Source organism: Algoriphagus sp. AGSA1, from assembly GCF_021390545.1.
In the GTDB taxonomy this organism is placed as follows: Bacteria; Bacteroidota; Bacteroidia; order Cytophagales; family Cyclobacteriaceae; genus Algoriphagus.
This window is the reverse complement of record NZ_JAJUWR010000003.1, coordinates 104,422-129,692: the sequence shown is the minus strand read 5'-3', so window position 1 is coordinate 129,692 and position 25,271 is coordinate 104,422. Positions and strand designations below refer to the sequence as shown.

Annotated in this window: 14 protein-coding genes; 7 read left to right on the top strand and 7 right to left on the bottom strand. The window is 42.4% G+C overall.

Annotation, left to right across the window (positions count from 1 at the left end):
• Window positions 1-8: 8 nt before the first annotated feature.
• The gene (locus tag LZF95_RS02785; RefSeq protein ID WP_233753472.1) at window positions 9-1,046 is read left to right on the top strand and encodes an ATP-grasp domain-containing protein; all 1,038 of its coding nucleotides are present in this window, start codon (window positions 9-11) and stop codon (window positions 1,044-1,046) included.
• A gap of 287 nt (window positions 1,047-1,333) precedes the next feature.
• Here the strand turns inward: LZF95_RS02785 and LZF95_RS02780 are convergent, their stop codons facing one another.
• The 3 genes from LZF95_RS02780 to LZF95_RS02770 form a co-directional block, all read right to left on the bottom strand.
• The gene (locus tag LZF95_RS02780) at window positions 1,334-2,278 is read right to left on the bottom strand and encodes a succinylglutamate desuccinylase/aspartoacylase family protein (RefSeq protein WP_233753471.1); all 945 of its coding nucleotides are present in this window, start codon (window positions 2,276-2,278) and stop codon (window positions 1,334-1,336) included.
• Window positions 2,279-2,453: 175 nt separating this feature from the next.
• Entirely contained in the window at window positions 2,454-4,478 is a 2,025-nt protein-coding gene (locus LZF95_RS02775; RefSeq protein WP_233753470.1) for an alpha-amylase family glycosyl hydrolase, read from the bottom strand.
• 162 nt (window positions 4,479-4,640) lie between these two features.
• The gene (locus tag LZF95_RS02770) at window positions 4,641-4,994 is read right to left on the bottom strand and encodes a DUF805 domain-containing protein (RefSeq protein ID WP_233753469.1); all 354 of its coding nucleotides are present in this window, start codon (window positions 4,992-4,994) and stop codon (window positions 4,641-4,643) included.
• A 318-nt stretch (window positions 4,995-5,312) separates the two neighbouring features.
• On the opposite strand from LZF95_RS02770, the gene LZF95_RS02765 reads away from it, so the two are divergent.
• Window positions 5,313-8,477, top strand: a complete 3,165-nt coding sequence (locus tag LZF95_RS02765; RefSeq protein ID WP_233753468.1) for an AsmA-like C-terminal region-containing protein — start codon at window positions 5,313-5,315, stop codon at window positions 8,475-8,477.
• A 170-nt stretch (window positions 8,478-8,647) separates the two neighbouring features.
• Here LZF95_RS02765 and mtaB read toward each other — a convergent pair whose 3' ends face one another.
• The gene (mtaB, locus tag LZF95_RS02760) at window positions 8,648-9,967 is read right to left on the bottom strand and encodes a tRNA (N(6)-L-threonylcarbamoyladenosine(37)-C(2))-methylthiotransferase MtaB (protein ID WP_233753559.1); all 1,320 of its coding nucleotides are present in this window, start codon (window positions 9,965-9,967) and stop codon (window positions 8,648-8,650) included.
• A gap of 232 nt (window positions 9,968-10,199) precedes the next feature.
• Between mtaB and LZF95_RS02755 the strand changes: the two genes are divergently transcribed.
• The 5 genes from LZF95_RS02755 (at window position 10,200) to LZF95_RS02735 (ending at window position 19,018) form a co-directional block, all read left to right on the top strand.
• Entirely contained in the window at window positions 10,200-12,362 is a 2,163-nt protein-coding gene (locus LZF95_RS02755) for a glutamine synthetase III (protein ID WP_233753467.1), read from the top strand.
• Window positions 12,363-12,772: 410 nt separating this feature from the next.
• On the top strand, window positions 12,773-13,018 hold the full coding sequence (locus tag LZF95_RS02750) for a hypothetical protein (RefSeq protein WP_233753466.1): 246 nt from the start codon (window positions 12,773-12,775) through the stop codon (window positions 13,016-13,018).
• 360 nt (window positions 13,019-13,378) lie between these two features.
• Window positions 13,379-16,444, top strand: coding sequence for a SusC/RagA family TonB-linked outer membrane protein (locus tag LZF95_RS02745; protein WP_233753465.1), 3,066 nt, complete (start codon window positions 13,379-13,381; stop codon window positions 16,442-16,444).
• Window position 16,445: 1 nt separating this feature from the next.
• On the top strand, window positions 16,446-18,047 hold the full coding sequence (locus LZF95_RS02740; protein ID WP_233753464.1) for a SusD/RagB family nutrient-binding outer membrane lipoprotein: 1,602 nt from the start codon (window positions 16,446-16,448) through the stop codon (window positions 18,045-18,047).
• Window positions 18,048-18,148: 101 nt separating this feature from the next.
• Window positions 18,149-19,018: an ROK family protein gene (locus tag LZF95_RS02735; RefSeq protein WP_233753463.1), complete on the top strand. Its 870-nt coding sequence runs from the start codon at window positions 18,149-18,151 to the stop codon at window positions 19,016-19,018.
• A 160-nt stretch (window positions 19,019-19,178) separates the two neighbouring features.
• Here LZF95_RS02735 and LZF95_RS02730 read toward each other — a convergent pair whose 3' ends face one another.
• Genes LZF95_RS02730 through LZF95_RS02720 form a run of 3 tightly spaced genes read right to left on the bottom strand, consistent with a single transcriptional unit; the run spans window position 19,179 to window position 25,251 of the window.
• Window positions 19,179-20,618: a sulfatase gene (locus LZF95_RS02730; RefSeq protein ID WP_233753462.1), complete on the bottom strand. Its 1,440-nt coding sequence runs from the start codon at window positions 20,616-20,618 to the stop codon at window positions 19,179-19,181.
• Window positions 20,619-20,632: 14 nt separating this feature from the next.
• Complete coding sequence (locus LZF95_RS02725; protein ID WP_233753461.1) at window positions 20,633-21,961, bottom strand: vanadium-dependent haloperoxidase; 1,329 nt, start codon at window positions 21,959-21,961, stop codon at window positions 20,633-20,635.
• Window positions 21,958-25,251: a VCBS repeat-containing protein gene (locus LZF95_RS02720; protein ID WP_233753460.1), complete on the bottom strand. Its 3,294-nt coding sequence runs from the start codon at window positions 25,249-25,251 to the stop codon at window positions 21,958-21,960. Before LZF95_RS02720 ends, LZF95_RS02725 begins: the two co-directional genes overlap by 4 nt.
• Window positions 25,252-25,271: the final 20 nt, after the last annotated feature.

Genomic DNA, 25,271 nt, shown 5'->3' with positions numbered 1-25,271 from the left:
CCACAACAATGAAAATTGGATTTATAGTAAATCAAATCGAAACCGAAAAAGGTGGATATAGCACGACGCTGATCTCTTCCGCAGCGGTTCGCAGGGAACATGATGTTTATATCATCAGTGTAGGGCAACTCTCTTATCTTGAAGATGGTCAGATGGGCGCCATAGCAGCGAAGGCTCCTACTACTAAATTCCGAAGTTTGGATAAGTATATTGAGGCGATCCAGCATGTAGAGCGGGTTCAAATTTCCACTGAAGATCTGGATGTGCTTTTTCTGAGAAGTGATCCTTGTGAAGAATTCGGGGATAGGGCATGGGCACAGACTGCTGGGATGGTCTTTGGGCAGATTGCTATGGCAAATGGAGTACTTGTCGTAAATGATCCTTATTCACTGATGTCATCTTTTAATAAGATGTATTTCCAGCACTTCCCTGAAAGCATACGTCCAAGAACCATTATCAGCAGGGACGCAGATGAGATTAAGGAATTCTATATAAAGGAAAAAAAGAAAGTAGTCCTCAAGCCTCTGCAAGGGTCGGGGGGCAAAGATGTTTTTTTGGTGGATAACGATAAAAACCTCAACCAAATCGTAGAAACAATCAATCGCTACGGTTTTGTGATCGCCCAGGAATATTTGCCTGCTGCCAAAAACGGGGATATCCGTGTCATTATGATGAATGGGAAAATCCTTGAAATTAGGGGTAAGTGTGCCGCGGTCAACCGTGTTAACAGCAACGATATCCGGAGCAATCTTCATACTGGAGGTTCAGCTGTTCAGGCGGAAATCACCGATGACGTAAGAAAACTCTGCAACATAGTCGGGCCAAAATTGGTCCGGGATGGGATGTTCTTGGCTGGAATAGATATAGTAGGCGATAAAATAATGGAGTTGAACCTGGATAGTCCAGGGGCTATTAACGCTATGCAGGATCTTCAAGGTGTGGATTTTGCCACAGCCATAATCTACGCACTTGAGCGGAAAATCATGTTTCAAAAACACTACGATGGAAAGCTTCCGAATGCTTTTTTGGCCACTATGGATTTGTAGTCCGCTTACCTTAATCAAAAAAGGAAAAGCAGTCCCGGGCTTTTCCTTTTTTTATAACATTTTTTTGGATTAGAGGAGAAAAAGCAGTGGATAAACAGGGAAGTTGCTTGTAAGTAAAACCCTTTGAGGATTTAAAATGGAATGCAGGTCATTTAACTAGATGACACCGATGGCCATAGAAAAAGATCAACCCTTGAGGGATCATTCATTTTGGATTGTTAAAAGCGATTTCTCTGGGTGCGTAAATCGTCGGTGGTATTGGTTTTTTTCTTTGTTTACCCGGTTTGTTAAGCTGGTTTCACTATAAAAAAGCCATCTGAGCCCTGTGTCTGGTATAGAGGTAGAAATACTCTTCCTGAATAATTGGAGACGATAGTCTCTCCATCCAATGTCGCCAGTCGCTGTCCTTTGTTGATTTTGGAGAAATTAGCATAACCGGGATCCATTCTGAAGTAGTGATCCTCTCCGATTTCCTGCCTATAGGTCACCTCAAAATTGTCATGTGTAGGCGAGGCGTTTTCTAGCAGAGAATGATAATGATCATAGGGAATGGCGGTTTTTTCCAGCATGTCTGTTTTCACCATAATCACCCATATTGCTGCTTCGTGGTAGTCGATGGATTTGGGGTCATCATGTTGTCCTGCCTCCATAGTGAATCCTGTATGGCCTCTCATTGTCTGATAGTGGTCAAAATGGCCAGGGATGTATTTTTCTATCCCTTTCACCACAGGAAGGGGCATCTGCTTGGCGAAATTAAAACTCTCTTCCCTACGGTTGACACTGATATAGGGCGGGGTATTGGAAGAGGTGGTGTGCAGATCCATAAAATGTAAGTTGGTGTTAAGCTCTTCGTCTTCGAGATTTTCAATAATCTTCATCAGTTCGTTAAATTCTGAAGCTTCATGGAAATCCAATGCCTTACCAGCTTTCAATTGCTCTTCGTTTTTCAACGTACAGACTCTGTTAAGGTCTTTGTCTATCATTCTAACACCCTTCTTCAGAGCTACCAGATTACCTGTTACTCCTACCATTTTGCCCTTCAGGCTCAGATTTTCTTTTCGTAGTTTTTTGAATACACGCTGTATAGCAAGTACACCACTGGGTTCATTCCCATGGATACCACCGCTCACCAGGAGGTATGATCCTCGTGTTTGATTTGTGGGTTCGTAAGGATATTGTCCGATCACCCTTGTGAGGGTTTCTTTGTCGAGGATTTCTCTATTGGCTTTCATGGTAATTGTCAGTTTAGCTATGGTTTACATAGCCAAACTTTATACCATCAGAAATGAAAAAACAAAGATCTTGAAACAACCATTTTCGGGTGGCTAGGGGATGAGAAATCCAAGGTGTTCAGGGATTGGGAAAAGAAATAAAAAAGGGTGATTAGATGATTGGGAGCATTTTTCCTCAGTGTGAGGCGGGATCGCTATGCTCCAAAATAAGTACGGATCTATTAGGCAAATATAGGTTGAGACATACGTTCTCATCAGTTGGGTAGAGGAGTTTGGAATCCAGGCGCTCAAATCCACTGAACATCATTTCATCCGAATTGAGTATGATTTTGTAATCGCCAGGACGATTGACATGAACGGGAAATCCGAAGAATGATTCCGTAGGATGAAATGAAAAGACAAAAATCAAACCTCCCCGCTCGTAGGCCAAAATCTTTTTATCAGCATCGAGATGAAGCTGCACTGCTGCCGGGGATGCCAGGAGTTTATAGTCAGTCGCTAGTTTAATGATGGATTTGTCCCAGTTGCCTAACTGACCATACCGCAGTAAAGGATCATCCACCAGTGACCATTGTCTCCGTGCGTACTGATAGCTCCAGTTGTTCCCTTCCCGAGGGAAATCAATCCAGTCAGGATGGCCAAATTCGTTTCCGATAAAATTCAAGTATCCTTCTCCACCTAAAGTGAGTGTGATAGCACGGATAAGCTTATGAAGTGCAATTCCCCTGTCCACCACAAGGTTTTGCTGTAAAAGTGACATGGAAAAATACATCTCCTTATCCATCAATCTGAATGCTAATGTCTGATCGCCTACCAATGCCTGGTCATGACTTTCGGCATAGGCAATAGATCGTTCAGCCATAGGTCTATTGGTAAGTTGGTGCCATAGCTCAAACATATCCCACTCTTCATCCTGCTTATGTTTGAGGGTTTTGATCCAAAAGTCAGGAACTCCCATTGCCATCCTGAAATCAAATCCCAATCCTCCATCTGCTATGGGCCTGGCCAGCCCGGGCATACCGCTCATGTCTTCGGCGATGGATATGCTCAGCGGCCTGAATGTGTGAATCAGGTGATTCGCTAACTGCAGATATATTATAGCGTCCTCATCAACATTCTGATCAAAATACAAATCCACGGAATCAAAATCCATGAACAGGCCATGGTGGTGATACATGATGGAAGTCACACCATCGAAGCGAAAACCATCAAAATGGAACTCTTCCAGCCAATACCGGATATTGGAAAGCAGAAATTGCTGAACTTCTCTTTTGGCGTAATCGAAAACCTTAGAATCCCATGCTTCATGATAACCCCTCTCCCCAGGATGGAAATACTGGTGGTCGCTTCCGTCGAATTCATTCAGTCCTTCATTTACATTTTTTATGGCGTGGGAGTGGACTATATCCATCACCACTGCGATTCCCATTTCATGTGCCTGGTTGATGAGTGATTTCAGTTCTTCGGGAGTGCCAAACCTAGAGGTAGGTGCGAAGAAATTTGAAACATGATACCCAAAGGAGCCATAATAGGGATGTTCCATGACAGCCATGAGCTGGATAGTGTTGTAACCGGCAGCCTTGATTCTAGGAAGTGTATGTTCTTCAAATTCGGTATAAGTACCGACACCTTCTTTTTCCTGTGCCATCCCTACATGGCATTCATAGATCAATGGCTGTTCAATACTGTTTTCCAAGCTGAAAGACTGATCGGTCCACTGGAAATCCCCAGAAAACCAAAGTTGGCCTGCCATATCATAAGTGACCTCATCTTGCACTACTCTTCTGATGTAAGCAGGGATTCTGTCCAATGAGCCGTTTGCTGCCAACACATGTACTTTTACCTTGCTGCCGTGGATGAACATGTCTTTGTACTGATCAAAAGGTAAGAATATCTCCCAGTCTCCACGGGAGGTTCTTTTCATCGGGTGAGAGCTTCTGTTCCAGTCATTGAAATCTCCAAAAAAATATAATTGATCAGCCGCTGGAGCCCATTCTCTATAGACCCATCCTTTTCTCCAGGCTTCAAAATGTATCCCATAATAGGCATGTGATGAAGCATACTCTAGGATGGAGCCGCTGAAGTCATTGATTTCCCGGAGTGCTTCCTGAAACCGGTCAAACCTATGTTGGATTTGTGCCTCATAAGGAGCAAGCCAATGTTCTTCCCTAACTATCCTGATTTTTTGTGAATCTTCCACCTAATATGTGTTTAGCTGGTTTGAATTTAGAAAAATGGCTGGGATTATTGCCGTTACTTTTAGATTTCCGTCAAGATATCTCCGGTATAAAATTGAGAAAAGTAGAGAAACGTAGTTTTAGGCTCTTTCATTCACATATGTTCTATGATGTTCCTGATGATTTTAAAAGAGATCCGTTTTCCTTGGACTGGGGCCGTATTTGTTTTCTCCATCCTGCCCTTTTTTTGCGGCCAGCCAGATAAACCCTATGAAATTGATTGGGGGTGGGATCAGTAAATAGAGTGCGTATTTCCAATCCAGACCTATGTCATGCAGCCTCTTGATTGCCTGGACCAGTAAGATACAAATGGAGGCTATGAGCGCCACACCCGCACAATAAAAAATCGCCCATGATTCCGTTTGGAAGCTGTCCCAGATCAATAAGAGGCACAGAATATTGATGAAATAAAATATGAGAAACATGACAAGATACATTCTTCTGGTAATTCTTCCTTCTGGTTTGAATATAGCATACATGCTATGCTAACGGTCTGGATATAAACTTGTTTGTGAGATCGGTGTGAAATTTTATTCTGTTGAAGCTTTTGCTAAGCCATCTTAAGGTCTGGTACTTCTAAGTTACCTTTGTCGTCGATAAGCGCAAGTTGTTAATTATGAATAACCGCAGTCATGTCAGTGGCCTCATTTTCTTTGCATATCAGCGAAGGTAGGCTGAAGCAACTTAAATAATGAGGTCAGCCGGGAACTTAGTCAGTTTGCCGATACAAATACGGATAGGTATATGTTCATTTATGCTAAATCAATTTTGAAATTAAAGCGTTTACAGAAATACAAATGAAGAAGAAAAGAGTCCTGTACATTTCCTTGTTTTTAGCAGTTCCCATTCTGATGTTTTCAACATCGGTTTGGGTCGCTTATAGCAAGCAAAAAGTACTGACCCGGGATGCTTTGACTGCCATCAACAAGGAGTTTGTTGGCGAATTTACCATAGAGGACTCATATATTTCCCCTTTTGTGAATTTCCCCTACATCTCCATAGACTTGAAAGGAGTAAAGTTTTTTGGGTCTAAAGCCAAAGAAAACAAACCAATCTATGAAGCAGCGGACTTTTACATAGGTTTCGACGTATGGGATTTAATTAGAGGCAGGTATCAAGTAAAAAAACTAAGGATCTCAGGAGGTCATCTGGATATCATCAAATTCGAAAATGGCGAAATCAATTTGTTATTGGCCAAAGGGATAAAGTCTGATGAAAAAGAAGTGGATGAAGAGGCGGCTGAATTCGCCTTTGATTTGTCAGGTATCGAAATAGAAGGATTTGATATCACTTACTCAGATGTTTCGAACAACCAAGACTTGGTGTTCCACATTGATCAATTGTTGTCGGATTTTAGTTTGAAAGGAGGGCATATTTATATTGATATTGTTAGCGATTTGGTTTTTGATTTGGATCAAGATGGAGAAAACACATTTTTTGCCGATAAAAAAATGCACTTGGACCTTGAACTCGATTATTTTGAAGAGTTACAGAAGTTGTTGATTTCACCCTCCAAGGTGAAATTGGAAGACGCAGTCCTTGCTTTGGCTGGTCAGGTTAAGGTAGTGGACGAAGGATTGGATCTGGAATTGAATTTAAATGGGGAGAAACCCGATTTCAATATTTTTACGGCATTCTTGCCAAACGATGCTGCCCAAACTCTCAAGAGGTACAAAAATGAAGGAGAAGTGTATTTCTCAGGGTCTGTGAGAGGAATAGCAGGAAATGGCCATAGCCCTGCAATTTCGGTAGAATTTGGAGCTGATAATGCGTATTTCCTCAATTCAGGAATTCAAAAGAAAGTAGATGAGCTGAGGTTTATAGGTTTCTATACCAATGGTAGCGAAAGGAATCTTCGGACATCGGAATTGCAGCTTCAAAACTTCTATGCCCGGCCTGACGAAGGGGTTTTTCAAGGAAGATTGACCATTAGAAACTTTGAAGATCCCAATGTGAAAATCAATGTGGATGCTGATTTGGACCTGGGTTTTTTGAGTGATTTCTTCGAAATAGAAGGACTGAAGGGGATAGAAGGCCAAGTTTTGTTGACTATGGATTTTGATGAATTGGTAGATATGGACTTGACCACTACCTCTATATCCGGTGTAGAAGGAAGCCTTCAAAGTGAATTGACATTAAAAAACCTAAGTATTCAGATTCCCGAATACGATCTTCCTGTAAGAAATGCCAATGGGTATGCGTACATGAGGAGAGGGAAGGTGGTTTTGGATTCGTTGAGTTTTCAGGTAGGTGAATCGGACTTCGCTTTTTCCGGTGAACTGAGTGATTTCCCGGTTTTGTTACACGGCAACAATCTACCGATAGCGGCGACAATAAATGCGAGATCCAGTTATTTGAATTTAAAGGAATTGATCCCTTCTGATTCCGGTCATACAGGTATGGATGAAGAAATATCGGGTTTTCAGATCAAATTGGCTTTTGAGACTACCGGGAAAGAACTATATGAATATGACTATTTGCCGAAAGGTGAATTTTTCATAGAAGATTTCTATGCCAAGTTTAAAAACTACCCCCATTTACTTCATGATTTTCATGCGGATGTTTACATCGATGATGAATTTCTGGAAATAAAAGACTTCAAAGGAGAGATTGATGAAAGTGACTTCTTATTTACCGGCAAAGTTTTAAATTATAAAAAGTGGTTTAAAGACAAGAAGGTAGGGGACAGTAGTTTTGATTTTAATCTGGTTTCAAATAGGATTAAACTCAATGACCTGTTGAGTTACAGTGGGGTGAATTATCTACCTGAGGATTACAGCAACGAAGTGATCTCCAATCTGAACCTAAAGGGTAAAGTTGATTTACATTATCAAGGGGATTTTCAATCAGCTGATTTTTACCTGGAGGATTTGGACGGGAAAATGAAAATCCATCCATTGAAGTTGGAGGACTTTGCAGGTCGGGTTCATTACGAAAAAGAATACCTAACAATAGATAATTTCCGGGGTAGAATGGGCATCTCTGACTTTGCGGTTCAACTTGGATATTATTTGGGTGAAAAAGATTCTGTCGCAAGTCCAACTGAAAAGTCAAATTATTTCCATTTAACATCCCAGCAGATGGATTTGGATGCATTGTTGGGGTTTGAAAGTATAGAAACAGACACAAATCATAAGGAAGCGTTCAATGTCTTCCAATTGCCATTTTCAAAAATGGAGTTTACCACAGATATCAAGAAACTAAACTACCATACGTTTTGGCTGGAGGACATAATAGCAAAAGCAAGGACCAACGAGGAGCATTATTTATATTTGGATACCTTGGTTTTAGGGATTGCAGATGGATCGCTTGGGATCACCGGTTACTTCAATGGTTCTAATCCTGATGAAATCTACTTTAGCAGTGAGATGAATGCCGATAAGTTGGATTTGGATAAGCTCTTGTTCAAATTCGAAAACTTTGGACAGGATCATCTGATCAATGAAAATCTACATGGTAAAGTGAGTGGGAAGATTACAAGCAAATTCTTGGTGTACCCAGATTTGACTCCTATACTGGACAAGTCGGAGGCAACCATTGACCTGACCGTTTATCAGGGGAGTTTGGTGAATTTCGCACCTTTGGATGCCATGGCAAACTATTTTCGGGATAAGAATTTGAACAATGTCCGGTTTGATACCTTAAGTAATACATTTGAACTGAAAGGAGGGGTACTGACCGTCCCCAAGATGAATATCAACTCGAGTTTAGGATTTATTGAACTTTCAGGGAGCCAAAGCTTAGACTTGAATATGGACTACTTTATCAGAGTGCCTCTTGCATTGGTCACGCAGGTCGGTTTTAGGTCTCTTTTTGGAGGTAAAAACAAAAATGAGATAGATCCGGACCAAGAGGATGCGATCGTGTATCGAGATGAGGATAAAAGAGTGCGATTTGTCAACATCAATATGAAGGGCACACCAGATGATTATAAGATCAGTCTTAAGAAAGAGGGGAAGTAGCTAGTTGGTAGTATCAAGTATCAAGTATCAAGTATCTAGATTCTAGAATCCAGAGTATAGAATCAAGAGCCTAGAACCCAGAATCAAGAGTCTAGAATCACAGTCTGGAAAGATAGAAGAAACCAGATAAGCCACCTGGTCTCATTGCAGATACAATTACTAATTGTGCCTCAGTGCTTCTCATACACGAATTCGGGTTCCCGTACCTCTACGTTGCCCTTGTCATTAATCTGATCAAGGGTGACCGTTTTTAATTCGTTGATCAGCATAGGATCGTACTTGGCAGCTACCCGTATGTAGTTCTCTGTGAATCCATGGATTTTACCATCTTCCACATCTTCTTCGAAAAGCACGGTAAAGGTTTTACCAAGATTTTCAGTATAGAATTTTCTCCTTTTTTTCTCCGAAAGGATCCTGAGCATTTTTGACCGTTCATTTCTTTTTTTCATGGGAACGACATCTTCCATCTCCGCAGCTCTGGTGTTTGCCCGTTCAGAATAGGTAAAGACATGTAGATAGGAGATGTCAAGTTCATTCAGGAAATTATAGGTTTCTAGGAAGAGATCGTCTGTTTCTCCCGGAAACCCGACGATTACGTCCACGCCTATGCATGCATGTGGCATGAGTGTTTTGATTTTAGTTACTCTATCCACGTATAGTTCCCTCAGGTATCTTCTGCCCATTTTTCTCAGGATGGTGTTGGATCCCGATTGGAGAGGGATATGGAAATGGGGTACAAATCTTTTGGATTTTGCCACGAAACTTATGATCTCATTTGTAAGCAAGTTTGGCTCAATGGAAGAAATTCTCAATCGATTAATGCGCTCTACTTCGTCAAGCGCACATACTAAATCCGCTAACCGCTCATTTCTTTTACCGTCCACAATACCGAAGTCTCCGATGTTCACTCCGGTCAATACGATCTCTTTGACATTTGTTTCGGCTATCTCCCGGGCGGATTGTACGACACTTTCTATGGTATTGCTCCTGCTTTTGCCTCTGGCTAGAGGAATAGTACAGAAAGCACACCCATAATTGCAGCCATCTTGGACTTTTAGGAAAGTTCTCGTACGATCATTGATAGAATATGCATTATTAAAGACTGTCGCTTGTTGGATCTCGGAGGCCAATACCTTTGTCTCCTGTGCTTTTGCGAAATCATCCAAAAGCTCGATCAGGCGGAATTTCTCAGCTGCGCCTAGTACTGCATCTACTCCTTCTATTTCCGATATCTCTTTCGGTTTCAATTGGGCGTAGCAACCAATAATAGTGACGTAGGAATTGGGTGAAATCTTCTTGGCCTCCTTTACGATCTTCTTACACTTCTTGTCAGCATTCTCGGTGACCGAGCATGTGTTGATGATGAAAATGTCGGGTTTTTCCTGAAAATCGACTTTCAGATAACCTTTTTCTTCAAATTGGCGGCTGATAGTGGAGGTTTCAGAGAAATTTAGCTTACATCCTAGTGTATAAAAGGCTACTTTTTTCACAATTACGCTTCTGACAATGAGATTGCAAAGGTAATTAATCTTCACTTGTTTTCAATTCTCCAATTTTCTGTCTGAAATCGATTTGTTTTCCCGAAAACGGTGCCTTTTTACAATGATTTATTGAAAAAAGTGTAATTTTTTTGAAAAAACAGGTCAAAAATCAGTCAAAAGCTTTTTCGAATGCATATTTTTCTATTTTTGTGTGTATAAATTTAAACCACATATTGTAGAAATGGCAACACTTAGACAACAAGCCTTAGCAATGGTGCAGACTAGACAGCGAGTAGCTGTGAAAGCGCCATCCAACAAAATCTCGGACTTTTTTGGCACAAATACATTTGGCACAGCCCAGATGAAAGTGTCTTTGGCTCCTTCAGCTTATAAAAGAGTGATGGAAGCCATCGATAAAGGAACCAAGATAGATGCCGCAACCGCAGAAGAGGTAGCTTCCGCGGTCAAAACCTGGGCATTGTCCAAAGGCGTTACACATTATACACATTGGTTCCAGCCTCTTACAGGTTCTACTGCCGAGAAGCATGATTCTTTCTTCGATGCACTGGGAGGCTTGGAGAAATTTAAAGGAAGCGCGCTTGTTCAGCAAGAACCGGACGCATCTTCTTTCCCGAATGGCGGTATACGCTCGACTTTCGAAGCTAGAGGATATACAGCATGGGATCCTACATCCCCGATTTTCATCTTCGAGAATACACTTTGTATCCCTACCATATTCGTGTCCTACACCGGTGAGGCGTTGGATTACAAGACCCCATTGTTGAAGTCGATAGAAGCAATCAATGATGCGGCAGTAAATATCTGCCAATTGTTTGACAGAAACGTAAGAAAAGTACAGCCTTCTTTGGGTGTAGAGCAGGAGTATTTTGTGATAGACAAGGCGCTTTTCGCAGCAAGACCGGATTTGGTAATGGGCGGCAGAACTGTCTTTGGACATAGCCCTGCCAGGGGGCAGCAATTGGATGATCATTACTTCGGGTCTATTCCTACCCGTGTGAAAGACTTTATGGTTGACTTCGAGAATGAAGCGCTTAAGTTGGGTATTCCGGTAATGACCAGACACAACGAAGTAGCTCCGGGTCAGTTCGAAGTAGCTCCTTTGTTCGAAGAAATCAACAAGGCCACTGATCATAACCAGCTTTTGATGGATCTGATGGAAAAAGTGGCTGAAAGACATGACTTGAAAGTTCTTCTTCACGAGAAACCCTTTGCAGGTGTAAATGGTAGTGGCAAGCACAATAACTGGTCTTTGATCACCGATACCGGGGTAAACCTTTTCCAGCCAAGCAATTCCGCAAGAGAAAATCTTCAGTTCCTGACTTTCTTGGTAGCTACAATCAAAGCGGTTTATCAGCATTCTGATTTGCTGAGGGCAAGTATCGCGTCAGCTGGTAATGACCACAGACTTGGAGCAAACGAAGCCCCTCCTGCGATTATCTCCGTATTCTTGGGAGCTACGCTTACCGAGGTATTGAATGAGCTGGAGAAAAACGGCAACATCAAAATCGAAAAGGGTGACAACATGTACATGAAACTGGGGATCTCCAAGATTCCTGAGATCATCCTTGACAATACAGATAGAAACAGAACTTCTCCTTTTGCATTCACGGGCAACAAATTTGAATTCCGAGCAGTAGGCTCCCAGGCAAATGTGGCCGGCCCGATGACTGTACTAAACGTGATCGTCGCTGATGTGCTGACAGAGATGGCCAAAGACATCGAGAAAGAAATGACTGCCGGCAAAGAGAAGAAAATCGCGATTGTTAACGTATTGAGAAAATATATCAAGGATAGTAAGAAAGTACGTTTCGAAGGTGACGGCTATTCTGAAGAGTGGGCTAAAGAAGCAGAGAAAAGAGGCTTGTCCAACTTGAAGTCAACTCCATTGGCATTGGATGTTTATTCAGCTAAAGCTACTAAGGAGCTTTTCGAAAGGCATAATGTAATGAACGGTGTGGAAGTTCATGCCCGTCATGAAATCATGCTGGAGAATTTCATAAAGAAGATTCAGATTGAAGGCCGTGTGATGGGGGATTTGGCTCTTAATCATATTATCCCAACTGCCATCCTTTACCAGAACAAGATCATTCAGAATGCCAATGGCCTGAAGGGACTTGGATTGGATCACACAGCTGCTGTGGAGACTATCAAGGAAGTGTCCAAGCATATCGAATCGTTGAAAGCCAACATCACCGCCATGGTAGAGGCACGCAAGAAGCTCAACAAAGAGACTGATATCGTGAAAATGGCGAAAGGCTATCAGACAGAAGTCAAAGAAGCTTACTTCGACAAAATCCGTTATGCGGTAGATAAGCTGGAGCTATTGGTGGACGACGAGTCATGGCCATTGGTGAAGTATAGAGAAATGCTTTTTCTTAGATAAGCTTTTTCAAAAACACACATAACTTAAAGCCATCCTGAGAAGGGTGGCTTTTTTTTATCCTTTTTAGGTTGTTTTCCAAATCAAAAAAAGAACTAATTAGTTAATCTTCCGCCTGTGGAGAGTCAAAGATTGTAAGGGTTTTGGACTCTCTAGCATCAAAAACCACTTTGGGTTTCTTTACCATGAAGAGCTGGCATAGACCCAGTTGATCACTGGATGGAATGATGGATGGAGTTTCAGATGCAGGGAAATCTACTTCTCGGTGATATTGGGGGTCTCTCGTCCTTAAAGAAGTATTTCTAATAATACATCTCCGGTGTCGGTGCAGCCGACTGATGCCTCTTTTAGCACATACTTAGCAATAGAGGATGTGTTGTCGGATCCTGCTTCTGGGTTTGGATGAGAAACTTATGCTGATTGCGGAACAAAAATGGTTACACTTCAACGTAGTCCAATCAAACGAAAGCTGGATCGAGATGAGAAGATTGGACAAATTGGATTTTGAGTTCTGGGTGGATAATTCCAAGCAGCAAAGCACTCAGTCTTTACGATGGGTGCATCCGGGATCTGAGAAGACGTACAATAGGAAAAATCACACTGTGGTTCAGCCTCAGGATAAATTGACTACGTCTATTTCTGGGATATGGACTAGATAGATTGGTTTTTTGTCTTGATTTTTTTTCACTGTTAACCAGATAGATAGTTGTATGGGATGGGGGCTTCAAAAAAAAATAATATTTTGTTGATCAGGCTTTTCGAAAAAAATCGAAAAATGTCTTTGGTTTTAAATTAAAATATTGATGAATTCTTTTTGAATATTTTGTGAAATATTTAGCTTTACTGAACCCAAAGAATTAAATGGAGCCAATGAATCAAAACTGATAATATGGGATATTATTCAAAGTTCTGATTATTTAGTTTTGGTGAGTCTGCGTTCTTCGCAGAATTTACAAAAGGAGGCTAAAAGCCTGTACCCAAATAACCATATATCTATTTCTAACAATCAATCACCTACTATGAAAAAAGTTTTATCAATTGCTTTCGCTCTGGGTTTAATGCTATGTGCAGCGCACTTTGCTCATGCCCAGCAGCGAATATTGAAAGGAGTGGTGACCGCTGCGCCGGATGGATTACCGATGCCTGGGGTCACTATCCTTGATAAGAGTACAAAGACAGGCACCACCACCAATATAGATGGTGAATATTCTATCTCTGTAGGCACCAATTCTATATTGGTTTTCTCGTTTATCGGCTATGCTTCACAGGAAATCCCTGTAGGCAATCAGTCTGAACTAAACGTGTTGTTGAGTGAAGATGCCAGTGAATTATCCGAGGTGGTCGTGACTGCATTGGGTATAAGTAAAGATAAGGCGACTTTGGGTTATTCATTGACTGAAGTGGGGAGCGAGTCCCTTACTACTGCCCGTGAGACCAACGTGGCAAATTCGTTGGCAGGACGTGTCGCTGGCTTGGTTGTGAAAGGAACCAACAGTGGTCCCGGAGGTACTTCCAAGATTACCTTGAGAGGTTTACCGAGTATAAGTGGTACAGGATCTCCTTTATATGTGATTAACGGTATTCCTATGGACAATACCCAAAGAGGATCTGCCGGAGAATGGGGCGGCGGTGATAGTGGCGATGGTATCGGTAACCTAAGTCCGGATGACATTGAATCCATGACGGTATTGAAAGGACAGGCAGCTTCCGCACTTTATGGTACGAGAGCTTCGAATGGTGTGATTTTGATCACTACCAAAAAAGGAGCCAAGGGAGGCGATTGGTCGTTGAACTATACCATGAACTATATGGCTGAAACAGCAGTGGATTTCACTGATTTTCAGCAGGTTTATGGTCAGGGTGTTGGAGGAGTAAGACCTTCGACAGCAACTGATGCACAGACAACAGGTAGATTGGCATGGGGTGGCCGAATGGACGGAACTCCTGTTATCGGATTTGACGGTAACCAGTATCCTTACTCTCCCTCAAACGACAGGTACATTGATTTTTACAGAACCGGGTCTAATTTCACCAATACAGTTTCTGTATCAAAGGGTTTGGGTGAAGATGGCTCATTTAGAATGTCCGTTTCGAATTTGGATGCGAAATCCATCGTGCCCAATAGTGGTGTAGATCGATTGACTATCAATTTAAACGTGGAGCAGAATATTACAGATAAGTTGAGTGTGACTGCGATGGTAAATTACATCGATCAGAAATCCAACAACATCCCCCGTCTAAGTGATGGGCCGCAAAATCCTAATAATTTCCTGCTACTTGCGCCAAATATCAGCCAGAGCATTTTTGCGCCAGGCTATAACACAGAGACAGGTGCTGAGACAGTTTTTAGTGATGATATTTATGTTACGAATCCTTATTTTGTTGTAAATCAAGGAGTTAATGATGTAGGTAGAAAACGGATTATTACTGCAATATCTACCAAGTACGACTTTACAAAGGATATTTACGCAATGATAAGAGTTGGGAATGATGCTTCAAATGATGATTTCTTTAGTGTGGAACCATATGGTTTGGCTTATACAGCAGACTTGAGAGGAAATTTAAGTGGTCGTGGTCAGTCCCAAAGATCTGAAATGAATATTGATGGTATTTTAGGAGGTAAATTTAATTTGACAGAGAAGTTAAATCTTGATGTACTGGCAGGGGCCAATATGAGAAATAATAAATTTGAGTCAGTAGGGGTGGGTGGCAGTCGTTTTGTCCTTCCTTACTTGTATTCCCCATTCAACCTAGAGACTTTCTCCAGAACATATGAATATAATGAGCGTGAGGTTCATTCTGCATTTTATTCCGTTGGTATTGGATACGACAACATATTGACTTTGACTACTACTGGTAGGTATGATGTGTATAGTACTTTGCCTATAGCGGATAATAATATCTTCTCGCCTTCGGTTGCGGCAGCATTTGTTTTCAGTGAATTGTTGAATAGCTCTGCTTTAGATTTCGGTAAGTTTAGAGCCTCTTATGCGGTCACGAGTGGGGAACCCTTCAATGCCTATATTGATAGATTCTATTATAATTCTGCCAACTCTTATAATGGAGTCCCAGCGGGTTCTTCCCCCACTTCTTTGCCTAATTTGAACCTGAAGCCATTTACTACCAGTGAAATAGAATTGGGGGTAGATCTAAGTTTCTTCAACAACAGACTGGGGTTTGATATTGCCTATTATGAAAAAGAGACGCATAACGAAATCATGAATGCCAATTACAGCATTACATCAGGTTTCAACAGCGCAGTTGTTGCAACTGGTTCCACCAGCAATAAGGGATTGGAAGTGTTGGTTACCGGTACACCGGTTCAAACGACCAATTTTACTTGGAAATCGTCCTTTAACTTGTCTAAAGTGAAAAATGAAGTACTTAGTACTGATAACAACAATAACCCAGTAAATCTTGGACAGAACAGAGCAACCTTAGGAAATGCCGTGACTGCATATGTGGTAGGCGAAGCCGGCCCTCAGATCAGGGCATATGATTATGCATATAATGCAGACGGCTCTATTCAAGTAGATGAGGCAGGTCTGCCGGTTAGGGGAGAACTGATTAATATGGGTACTGTTTTGCCGACGTTATATGGTGGTTGGAATAACGAATTCAATTACAAGGGAATTACATTTTCTTTCTTGATTGATTATAACTACGGTAACAAAGTATTATCTGCTACTGAGTTCTACTCTACCTTCAGAGGGCTTAACCAAATAACCCTTGAAGGCAGAGAAGAGGGCGTAACTAATGGTGGTGTAACTGCTCCAGCTCAAGAATACTATCAGGCTTTGGCCCAAAACATCACCAGAACTAGTGTTGTTGACGGTGATTTTATCAAGCTTCGGCAATTGACTTTGGGGTATTCTTTCCCGTCAAAATGGTTTGGGAATATGCCTATCTTAAAGGGACTTGATGTTTCTCTGGTAGGTAGGAATCTTGCAATTTTAATGCGTAAAGCCAAGAACATTGATCCAGAAGCAAGTTTTGGTTCTAATATAAATTATACAGGAATCGAGGGTGGTAATTTGCCTAGCACTAGATCTTTTGGGTTTAACCTTAATTTCAAATTGAACTAATATGAAAAAATATATAAGCATATTTCTTACAGGCGTTATGCTGGCGGTGTCTGGCTGTGATGGGGATTTTGCAGACATCAATACCGATCCAAACCGCGCCGACGGTCAGGTGTTTGACCCAAATTTGATCCTTCCTACAGTTTCTTATAACTACGGAAACATGATGACTGGCTATACTGGCGCAATTTTGTTTCAAAGTATGTGGGTACAGGTGATGGCTTCCACCTCTACCGGAGGGGCTAACTATTATTCCAATGCAGATAAATATGTGGCATCTGGGAGTACAAACAGTTACATACAAAGCGTCTGGAATGATGGCTATTCTGCTGCATCCAGAGTATATCAAATGCAGGCACTGGCAGAATCAAAAGGGTTGACCAACTTAGTGGCAGTAGGCGAAATCTGGAAAGTGCTCACCCTTTCATTTGTTTCAGATATCTATGGGGATATTCCATATTCTGAAGCATTGCAGGCTGAAGCCGGAATTACCCAGCCAAAATACGATTCTCAATCAGAAGCATATTTGGCTATGCTTTCAGATCTTGAGGGTGCCCTTTCTTCCATCAATGATTCCGGGGATGAAATTAAAAACGATGTGCTTTATGGAGGAGATTTGACAAAATGGAGAAAACTGGGATATTCTATCATGTTGCGCATGGCAATGAGATTGGTAGAGGTAGATCCGTCAACAGCTCAGTCGTATGTACAAAAAGCGATTGCAGGCGGTGTCTTCTCTTCCGTAGATGATGAGGCAACTTTGATATCAGATGATACTAACGGATATTCTAATTCTAGCGCAAATGCCTTAAACGTCACTGATGATGTATATGAGGTACGTTGGTCAAAAAAGCTTATAGATTTTCTAAAGGCTAATAATGATCCTCGACTATCCATAATCGCTGAAGTACCGGCTGCGGGTTTGGCTGCAAATCGAAGCACGGCTGTCGGTAATAATAATCCAAGCATCCAAATAGGACTACCTAACGGTTACGATTTGAGTGGTAGAAGTACTGATGTCAGCAATGAGCCTAATTACCCTGGGCCAACTGGAACTGGAAGTGATGTCGCACCAATTGGAAATTATTCCAGACCTACAGCCATCTATAGGGATAGGGATGCACCTGTATTTATTTTGACGTATGCGGAGATTCAATTTCTGCTGGCTGATGCTGCTGCAAGAGGATATACAGTACCAGGTACTGCATCTGAATATTATGCTGCCGGATTGGAAGGCGCATTGGCGACTATTGGCAAATTTGGAGGGGCAACTGTTCCTGCTTCCACAGCGTCTGCTTTTGTAGGGAGCAATCCTTTGGATATCAGTAGTTCTACCGCATCACTGAAAATGATCAATGAGCAGATTTGGGCGACCACCGGAATTTTGGCAAACTTTGTAGAATCCTGGAACAACTGGAAGAGGTCAGGTTATCCTGAGTTGACCCCTGTGAATTATTCAGGAAATTTCTCATCGGGACAAATCCCGAGAAGACAACTTTATCCTGCTTCGGAAGGCTCTACTAACCCACAAGGATTGGCTAACGCAATTTCCAATATGGGTGGAGATACTTGGATTAACAGAGTATGGTGGGATGGAGGTAATTAATTCCTGAGTTAGGTTAAGGTTAGATTTCCGATAGAGGCTTTGATTCAATTCAAAGCCTCTATTTTTTATGTTAATTTGCAGTTGGACGAAAATCTGGTTTAATGGATTTAATTGGAGTTGATATCGGAGGTTCACATATCTCTGCGGCAAGAATAACATTTGTAGGCCAAGTAGCTTCTTTTGACTGCTTTGAGGAAGCTGATGTGGATACATTCGGTGACAGAGAAAGTATTGTTTCGGCCTGGACAGAGGTTATAAGAAAAGCAGCCGGAAAATCTACCGATTATAAAGTGGGAATTGCCATACCGGGTCCCTACGACTATGAGAATGGGATTTCTCTGATTAAGAACCAGGGAAAAATGGCTTCCCTGTATCAGCTTTCTGTTAAGAATTTGTTGGCAGAAAGCCTAGGCTTGCCGTCGTCTCACCTGACGTTCACCAACGATGCAGAGGCTTTTCTGATAGGAGAAAGCTATGCCGGAGCAGGAAAGGGTTTTCAAAACTCGGTTGGGATCACTTTAGGCACAGGCCTCGGATCTGCCATTAAAGTCCATGAGGTGGTCAAAGACGCAAAGCTATGGACAGCGCCATTTCGAGAAGGAATCGCCGAGGATTATCTAGGAACCGCCTGGTTTAAAAAATATGCACTAGAGCAATTTGGAGTCGGGATTTTGGGAGCGAAGGATTTACTTTCTTCTGATTTTGATTCGGAAGTCTCGATCAAAATATTTGAGACATTCGGCAGAGCCCTTGGTGAATTTTTGTTTCCATATTTGGTCCGTCTTCATTCTGAAGGAGTTGTGCTGGGAGGTAAAATCAGTTTGGCGGGAGCGTATTATTTGCCTACGACCAGAGCCTATTTGCAAACTATGGGCTATCCTGTTCCCATTAATATTTCTGTATTGGGAGAGCGCGCGGCATTGATTGGAGCTTGTTTGCCTTTTGTGGAAAGTGATTTACAGAGACATTAGATTCTATCTAGGGACTGCTGAAAAACGCCCATATTAGACCAAAACCTATCATTTACAATACTAACTCCATTTTTCATATAAGCGGTTTTTCAGCAAGTGCAAGCTTTTATACGACTAATAAGTCGTTATCCATGCACCAGAAAATCCCAGCAGGCCCTATCTATTCCACTCTTCCGGCCTTTCTTAGTCCGGTTCCTTCTGTTTTTGTGAGAGCGTCTCCCATATCAGCTCTGGCCTCTTCGGCAAATTGATTCAATTTGGCCAATATTTCTGGATTGTTAGCAGATACGTCCGTCGTTTCATTTGGATCGTTTTTGAGGTCAAAAAGTGCATCTTCTTCCAGCTTTAGCATGTGGTATTTTACGGGAATCCCGTCTTTTCTCCTAGTTGTTCCCTCTGGGATACTCCGGTAGGAATGAGGCAAAACAAGCTTCCATTGTCCATGGATTACAGCTTGCAGTTCATTTGTGTTGTAGTAGGCGAAGTATGGTTTTGCCTCCATTTCTTTACCTTCCAGGATAGCTAAAATACTCCTGCCGTCGATGGGCAACTCTGGGAGATTAGATCCGGTAATCTCAGCTAAAGTAGGAAGAATGTCAATCGTCATAGCGGCTTGTTCCTCAACTTTTCCGGCAGGGAAATGACCAGGCCAGACAAAGATCCCTGGTTCGCGTATTCCGCCATCCCAAGACGTTCCCTTTCCCTCTCTGAGGCCTCCGGTTAAGCCGGCGTGTTCTCCGTAAGAAAGCCAAGGGCCATTGTCAGAGGTGAAAATAATAATGGTGTTATCTGCAATTCCCAGTTCTTCGATTTTCTTTCTTACTTCACCTACAGACCAGTCCACTTCCATCATCACATCCCCGTAAAGCCCCTGTTTGGATTTCCCTTTGAACTTATCAGAAACAAAAAGTGGAACATGGGGCATACTATGTGCGAAGTACAAGAAGAAAGGCCTATCCTTACTTTTTTCTATGAACTTGATTGCCTCTTCCGTATAATGGGTAGTAAGCATACTTTGAGCGTCCAGTGTGTCGATCACCGTAGCGTTTCTGTACACGGGGAGTGGGGGGTAGTAATCCTTAGCCTCAGGGTGATGCGGCCACATGTCGTTTGAGTAAGGAAGCCCATAATACGAATCAAAGCCCTGTTCTGTAGGGAGGAAAGGCACTTGATGCCCTAAGTGCCATTTCCCAACCATCCCGGTGGCGTAACCATTTGCCTTGAGCATTTCCGCAATGGTCATTTCCTCTGAGTTCAAGCCATGGGTGGCAGTATGGTCTAAAGCTCCGAAAATCTCCAACCTATTGGAGTATGTTCCTGTCAGAAGTGCTGCCCTGGATGCGGAGCAAACGGCGTGTGGCACATAAAATTGGGTAAACCGAACACCATCCGCAGCCATTTGGTCGAGATTTGGTGTTTCCCATGCTGTGGCTCCATACACCCCTAAGTCGCCGTACCCCATGTCATCAGCAAAAATCAGGATGATATTTGGCTTGGAGGAGGAGGTTTTTTCTTTCTCTTCAGTTTTTGTGTTACAGGAAGTGAGCCATGCTAAAGTAATAAAAAGTGAAAAAAGGCAGAGTAAGTGGGAGAGACGCATAGCTTGAGAGGTTTTTAGTACTTGTTCTTTCCGACTTTTGACCACACCATTTCTCCGATTTTCTCCCCTTGTTTTATACCTTCTTCTATGGCATCCCTAAAATGAATTCCTCCATACAAGCGGGAGATAGCCGCTTCCTCGGAAGCAAGCAAAAAGGATTTGAACGGTCTTTCCGGTAGGCCAAAGTAGGTCTCTGAACTATCTATAAAATCAAAATTGTCTCCAAAATACCCAGTCAAAACTACTGCTGAAGCTCTACTTATCACGGAGTGCCCTGAGGTGTACTCAGGAAATGGGGGTGTTTGCAACAGAGGCTTCCAACGCTGGTCTATCTTCTGATTGATGACAGTCTCAGGTCTGATTCTATCGGTTTCGTATTTTGTTTTCCAGCAAGAAATGAAAGCATCGTGTAGGGTGAGTCCTACAAGTGTGTGGACGTAGGCTGTTTCAGCAAATGAAAGCCCGGCTTTTTGAGCGGCGATGCCTGTAATGCCCATCCAGTGGCCTCCTGGGGATATTTTTTTTACTCCAATTGCCATATGACCAGAGAATTCAACTTTGAAGGGGTTGCAATCCCAGAAATTGGCAATCAATTTTCTTTCCTCATTCAACTCTTTGGTAGTATAATATACCTCCATCAATTGCCTGTGAAACAAACTGCCTTCGCTCATATCAAAAGGAGCCATCGGAGCAGGTTTATACTCTTCCAGATCTTGGATGAAAAATGGCTTGATTGTTTTCCATTCTGGTTCTATCGCAGATATGTACGCAGGGGGTGTGGGATACCAAAATCCCTCTCCCTTTTGAGGCGTATATCTGACAAGTGTAGAAAGCTGTAGATAGCCGTCCTTTTTGGCAATACCCATCACCTGAGAAGCAATTTTGTCTGCGTAGGCTATATGGTCTTCAAGCTGTTTTTTGGAAATAATCTTGCTTTTCAAGGCTTTCTCAGCCCACTCTTGTTGTCTTTCTTTCAACAAATATCCGGAGGGCATGATGGCTTCGCCTACCTTCAGCATCGCGTAGATAGCGGAAAATTCCAGGGACCTGATCGCCGGATCTGTGATTGCCCAATCTTGGTCAGCTAAATACGTATGCTCTAGGAGATTCTTGTTTTCAAATCCTTCTCTACATTCTTTGGCGATCAAATACGCAGCAAGGGTTGAATAGGCGTAAATCCGCGCAGCCACGGGGGGAGATGCCACATCGGTTACCATCACTTCTGTGATATGGAATAACTCCTCCTTATATAGTTCAGGCCAATTGACTTCTTTGGTAGTAGTCTTTGGCTGTGCACTATTCAAAACAGTGAAAAATAGAGCGCTAAGTAGGAATCTGATCATGGGATATCGTATCGCTGAATTGGCTGGTTATGAATACCGAAAAGAAGGCTTGATCCACCTGAAGACTGAAGGTGCAATATTGACTTAATGTCCCCTTTTATTCCTATTCCCGACTCTGAGGGAGAAAGTGGATGAAAGTTTCCCTTGCCATCACCGAGCATTACCAATCCAAATCCGGCATCAATTATCCCGATTCTGATTCTTGTGAAGGTTTGGTTTCCTCCGATGACTAAATCCATGTTTCCATCCTGGTTCACATCCAATGACTGAATCGCGAATATGGGAAAAGCCTGTGCTTCTCGTGGGAGAGGAGTAGACTTAAAGCCTGATCCAGTATTTTCCAGATACATGCTTTCCAGAGAATTTGCCACTAAAACCTGCGCTTCTTCCAGCTGCTGTACCGTAAATAGGTCTTCTATTTTCGCATTGGAATAAGAAGCGTAATCGGTGAATTTACTTCTCATACTAGCCATCTGATCCAATAGCTCGTCCCTACTGGCATAAGGAAATGCTTCATCCCCGACAAAGCATTCATAGATGGGATCAATTGATCCGTTTTTGTCAAAGTCATCGGCGTAGAGTTTGATAGGCTTATTTTCATTTACCTCAAACTGATTATTTAGTCCGTAGTTGCCTACGATCAAATCGAGATCCCCGTCCCCATCCATGTCGGCCACATGAACACTTTCCCACCAGCCTGATAGTGTCTTGTCCAGAAAGCCTGAAGTTTGATCCTCAAATGATTTCCCATTTTGATTTATCAGGAAGGTTATTGGCATGAACTCGCCAACAATAACCAGATCATAGAGGCCATCTCCATTTATATCTGTTTTTTCTACTCCGGTGACAAGACCGAGATTCCCTGATTTGGGCAGATAGTTATCAGTCTGGTCAGAAAAATTCCCTGCACCGTCATTGATCAATAGTTTGCTTTGCGTGATCAATGGATACCTGCCAGGGATAAGTCTGGCGCCTACAAATAGGTCTAATGCTCCGTCTCCATTGGCATCTATTGCAACTGCGTCACCTGTGCTGAAAGTGTAGTCTGGAAAATTGGTCGCTCGGGTAAGCTGGCCAGAGCCATCATTTAGGTACAATCGATCTTGGATACTCTCTTCTGAACTCAAATAGTTATGGTAGCCGCCACTGCCTACGAATAAATCCTGTGCACCGTCTCCATTGAAATCTTCAAAAATAGCCACTGCGTCAGTAAATTCTCCAGAGGAGCGAAAGCCTTGATAGGTAACCCATTCCTCATTTTTAAACGTGAAAATCCTTGCCGGTTGCCCCTTAGTACCACCGATGAAAATCTCGGGATTTCCATCTCCGTTGAGGTCTCCCTGAGCCATAACTGGGCTGATATAACTAGGCATGTTAATCATCAAAGGCTGACGTTTGAGATCATTGAACCCTGCCGACTGCGAATGAAAGTTAGGTGGGCTTTCAGATAGTGAGAATACAGGAGAAGGCTTAGCTATCTCTGCTGGTTGTCTTGTGTTTTCTTTTGTGATCTTCAGAAGTTGATTTGCTTTTACATTTTCCAGAAGCTGAAAACTTCCATCGGGCCAGGTGATTTCTATTGTCACAACCTCACTTTGATAGCCCAAACCGAAGTGCAATCTTGTGCTTACTGAAGACTGAAAGCCCCGTACGGGTTGGATTTCCGCAAATTGCCGCGTTTCTCCATCATAGATCTCCACTTTGGCTCCTATGGCAAATTTGTTCTGATCGTCTTGGAGGAGTTGGATTTGTAAATAATTGACTGGATTTAGTTTGTTTTCATAAATTCCCGCCAGGTCGTTCAGGTTGTTTATGACCAAATCCAGATCGCCGTCATTGTCTAAATCAGCATAAGCAACCCCATTGGAAAAGTTCTTTTCAGTGAATCCCCAGTCCTGAGAGCGATCCGAAAAGTCCAGGTTTCCGTTGTTTTCAAAAATATAATTATGGATGGGCGTTGAACTCATGCTGGTGACCAGATGCAAGGTGTCTGCTTTTTCCGCCGCAATAGCTTGTTTGAAATAGTAATCGCCCTTATACTTCAAAAAATCCCGGTTGGTGTAATCCCGAAAATAGCCATTGGTGACAAACAAGTCTTTTTGTCCATCATTGTTTGCGTCAAAAAACAGGGCGGACCAACTCCAATCCGTGTTCGAAATACCTGCCATCTGTCCCACCTCAGAAAAGAGCCCGTCTCCATGGTTCACCTGAAGCATATTTCGCATATTTTGATGGTAGAACCCCTCTTGGATCATTAGTGCGTACTGCTCATAGTTCTCGGGGCCATATAGCAACTTTTGTCTCCTGTTATCTTCAGGAAGCATGTCGAGCGTGTAGATGTCCGGTTTGCCGTCATTGTTAATGTCAGCGATATCAGCGCCCATAGAGAAGTGGGAAATATGCTGAAAGTATTCTGTCAACTGGTCGGTGAACGTGCCGTCTCCATTATTGACATACAGATAATCAGGCTCAATGTAATCATTAGTCACTAGCAAGTCCGGCCAGCCGTCTTGATTTATGTCTGAGGAAATCACAGACAATCCGAATCCCAGTGCAGATCCTTTGATTCCGGCTTCTTCCGATATATCTATGAATTTTCCTCCATCATTCCTAAAGAGTTTATCTCCCGCTGTAGGATGCCGGATTGATTTCACCTCACTAAATTCCATTTCATGGATCGACTCGATGTGGTGATTAAGCAAATACATATCGAGATCCCCATCTCTGTCAAAATCAAAAAATAATGCCTGGGTACTATTTCCGGCATCATCCAGACCGTACGCTTCTGCCTCATTTTGAAATTTGAAATCCCCCTTGTTGATCCAAAGTTCATTTCGGCGGCTGGCGGCATCTCCTTTTCCTGAATAGCTCACATAGATGTCAAGGAGTCCATCTCCATTCACATCTGCCATAGTCACTCCCGTAGTCCAAGAGACTTTTCCGGAAATGTCGGAAAATTTTGTTTTGTCTTCAAATTTGAAGTTTCCAAGGTTTTTATAAACCTTGTTGGCCACCATATTGCCAGTGAGAAAGATATCTTCCAGCCCGTCGTTGTCCAAGTCTCCGACTGCTACTCCACCACCATTATAGAAGTATTCATATCGGAGGATGTTATTGAAAGCATCCTCTTTAAGCTGGTTTTTGAAAGTCACTCCGGATTTCTTATGGGAAATTCTTTCAAAAGCGGGGTTGGAAGATTGAGCTAGAAGTGTGTTGTTCCCTACTTGAAGGATAGAGATATATCCTAAAATCAGTGTAAGTACTGTTTTGGGGAGGTTGGGGAAACGCATCAGTCTATATGGTGGCGGTT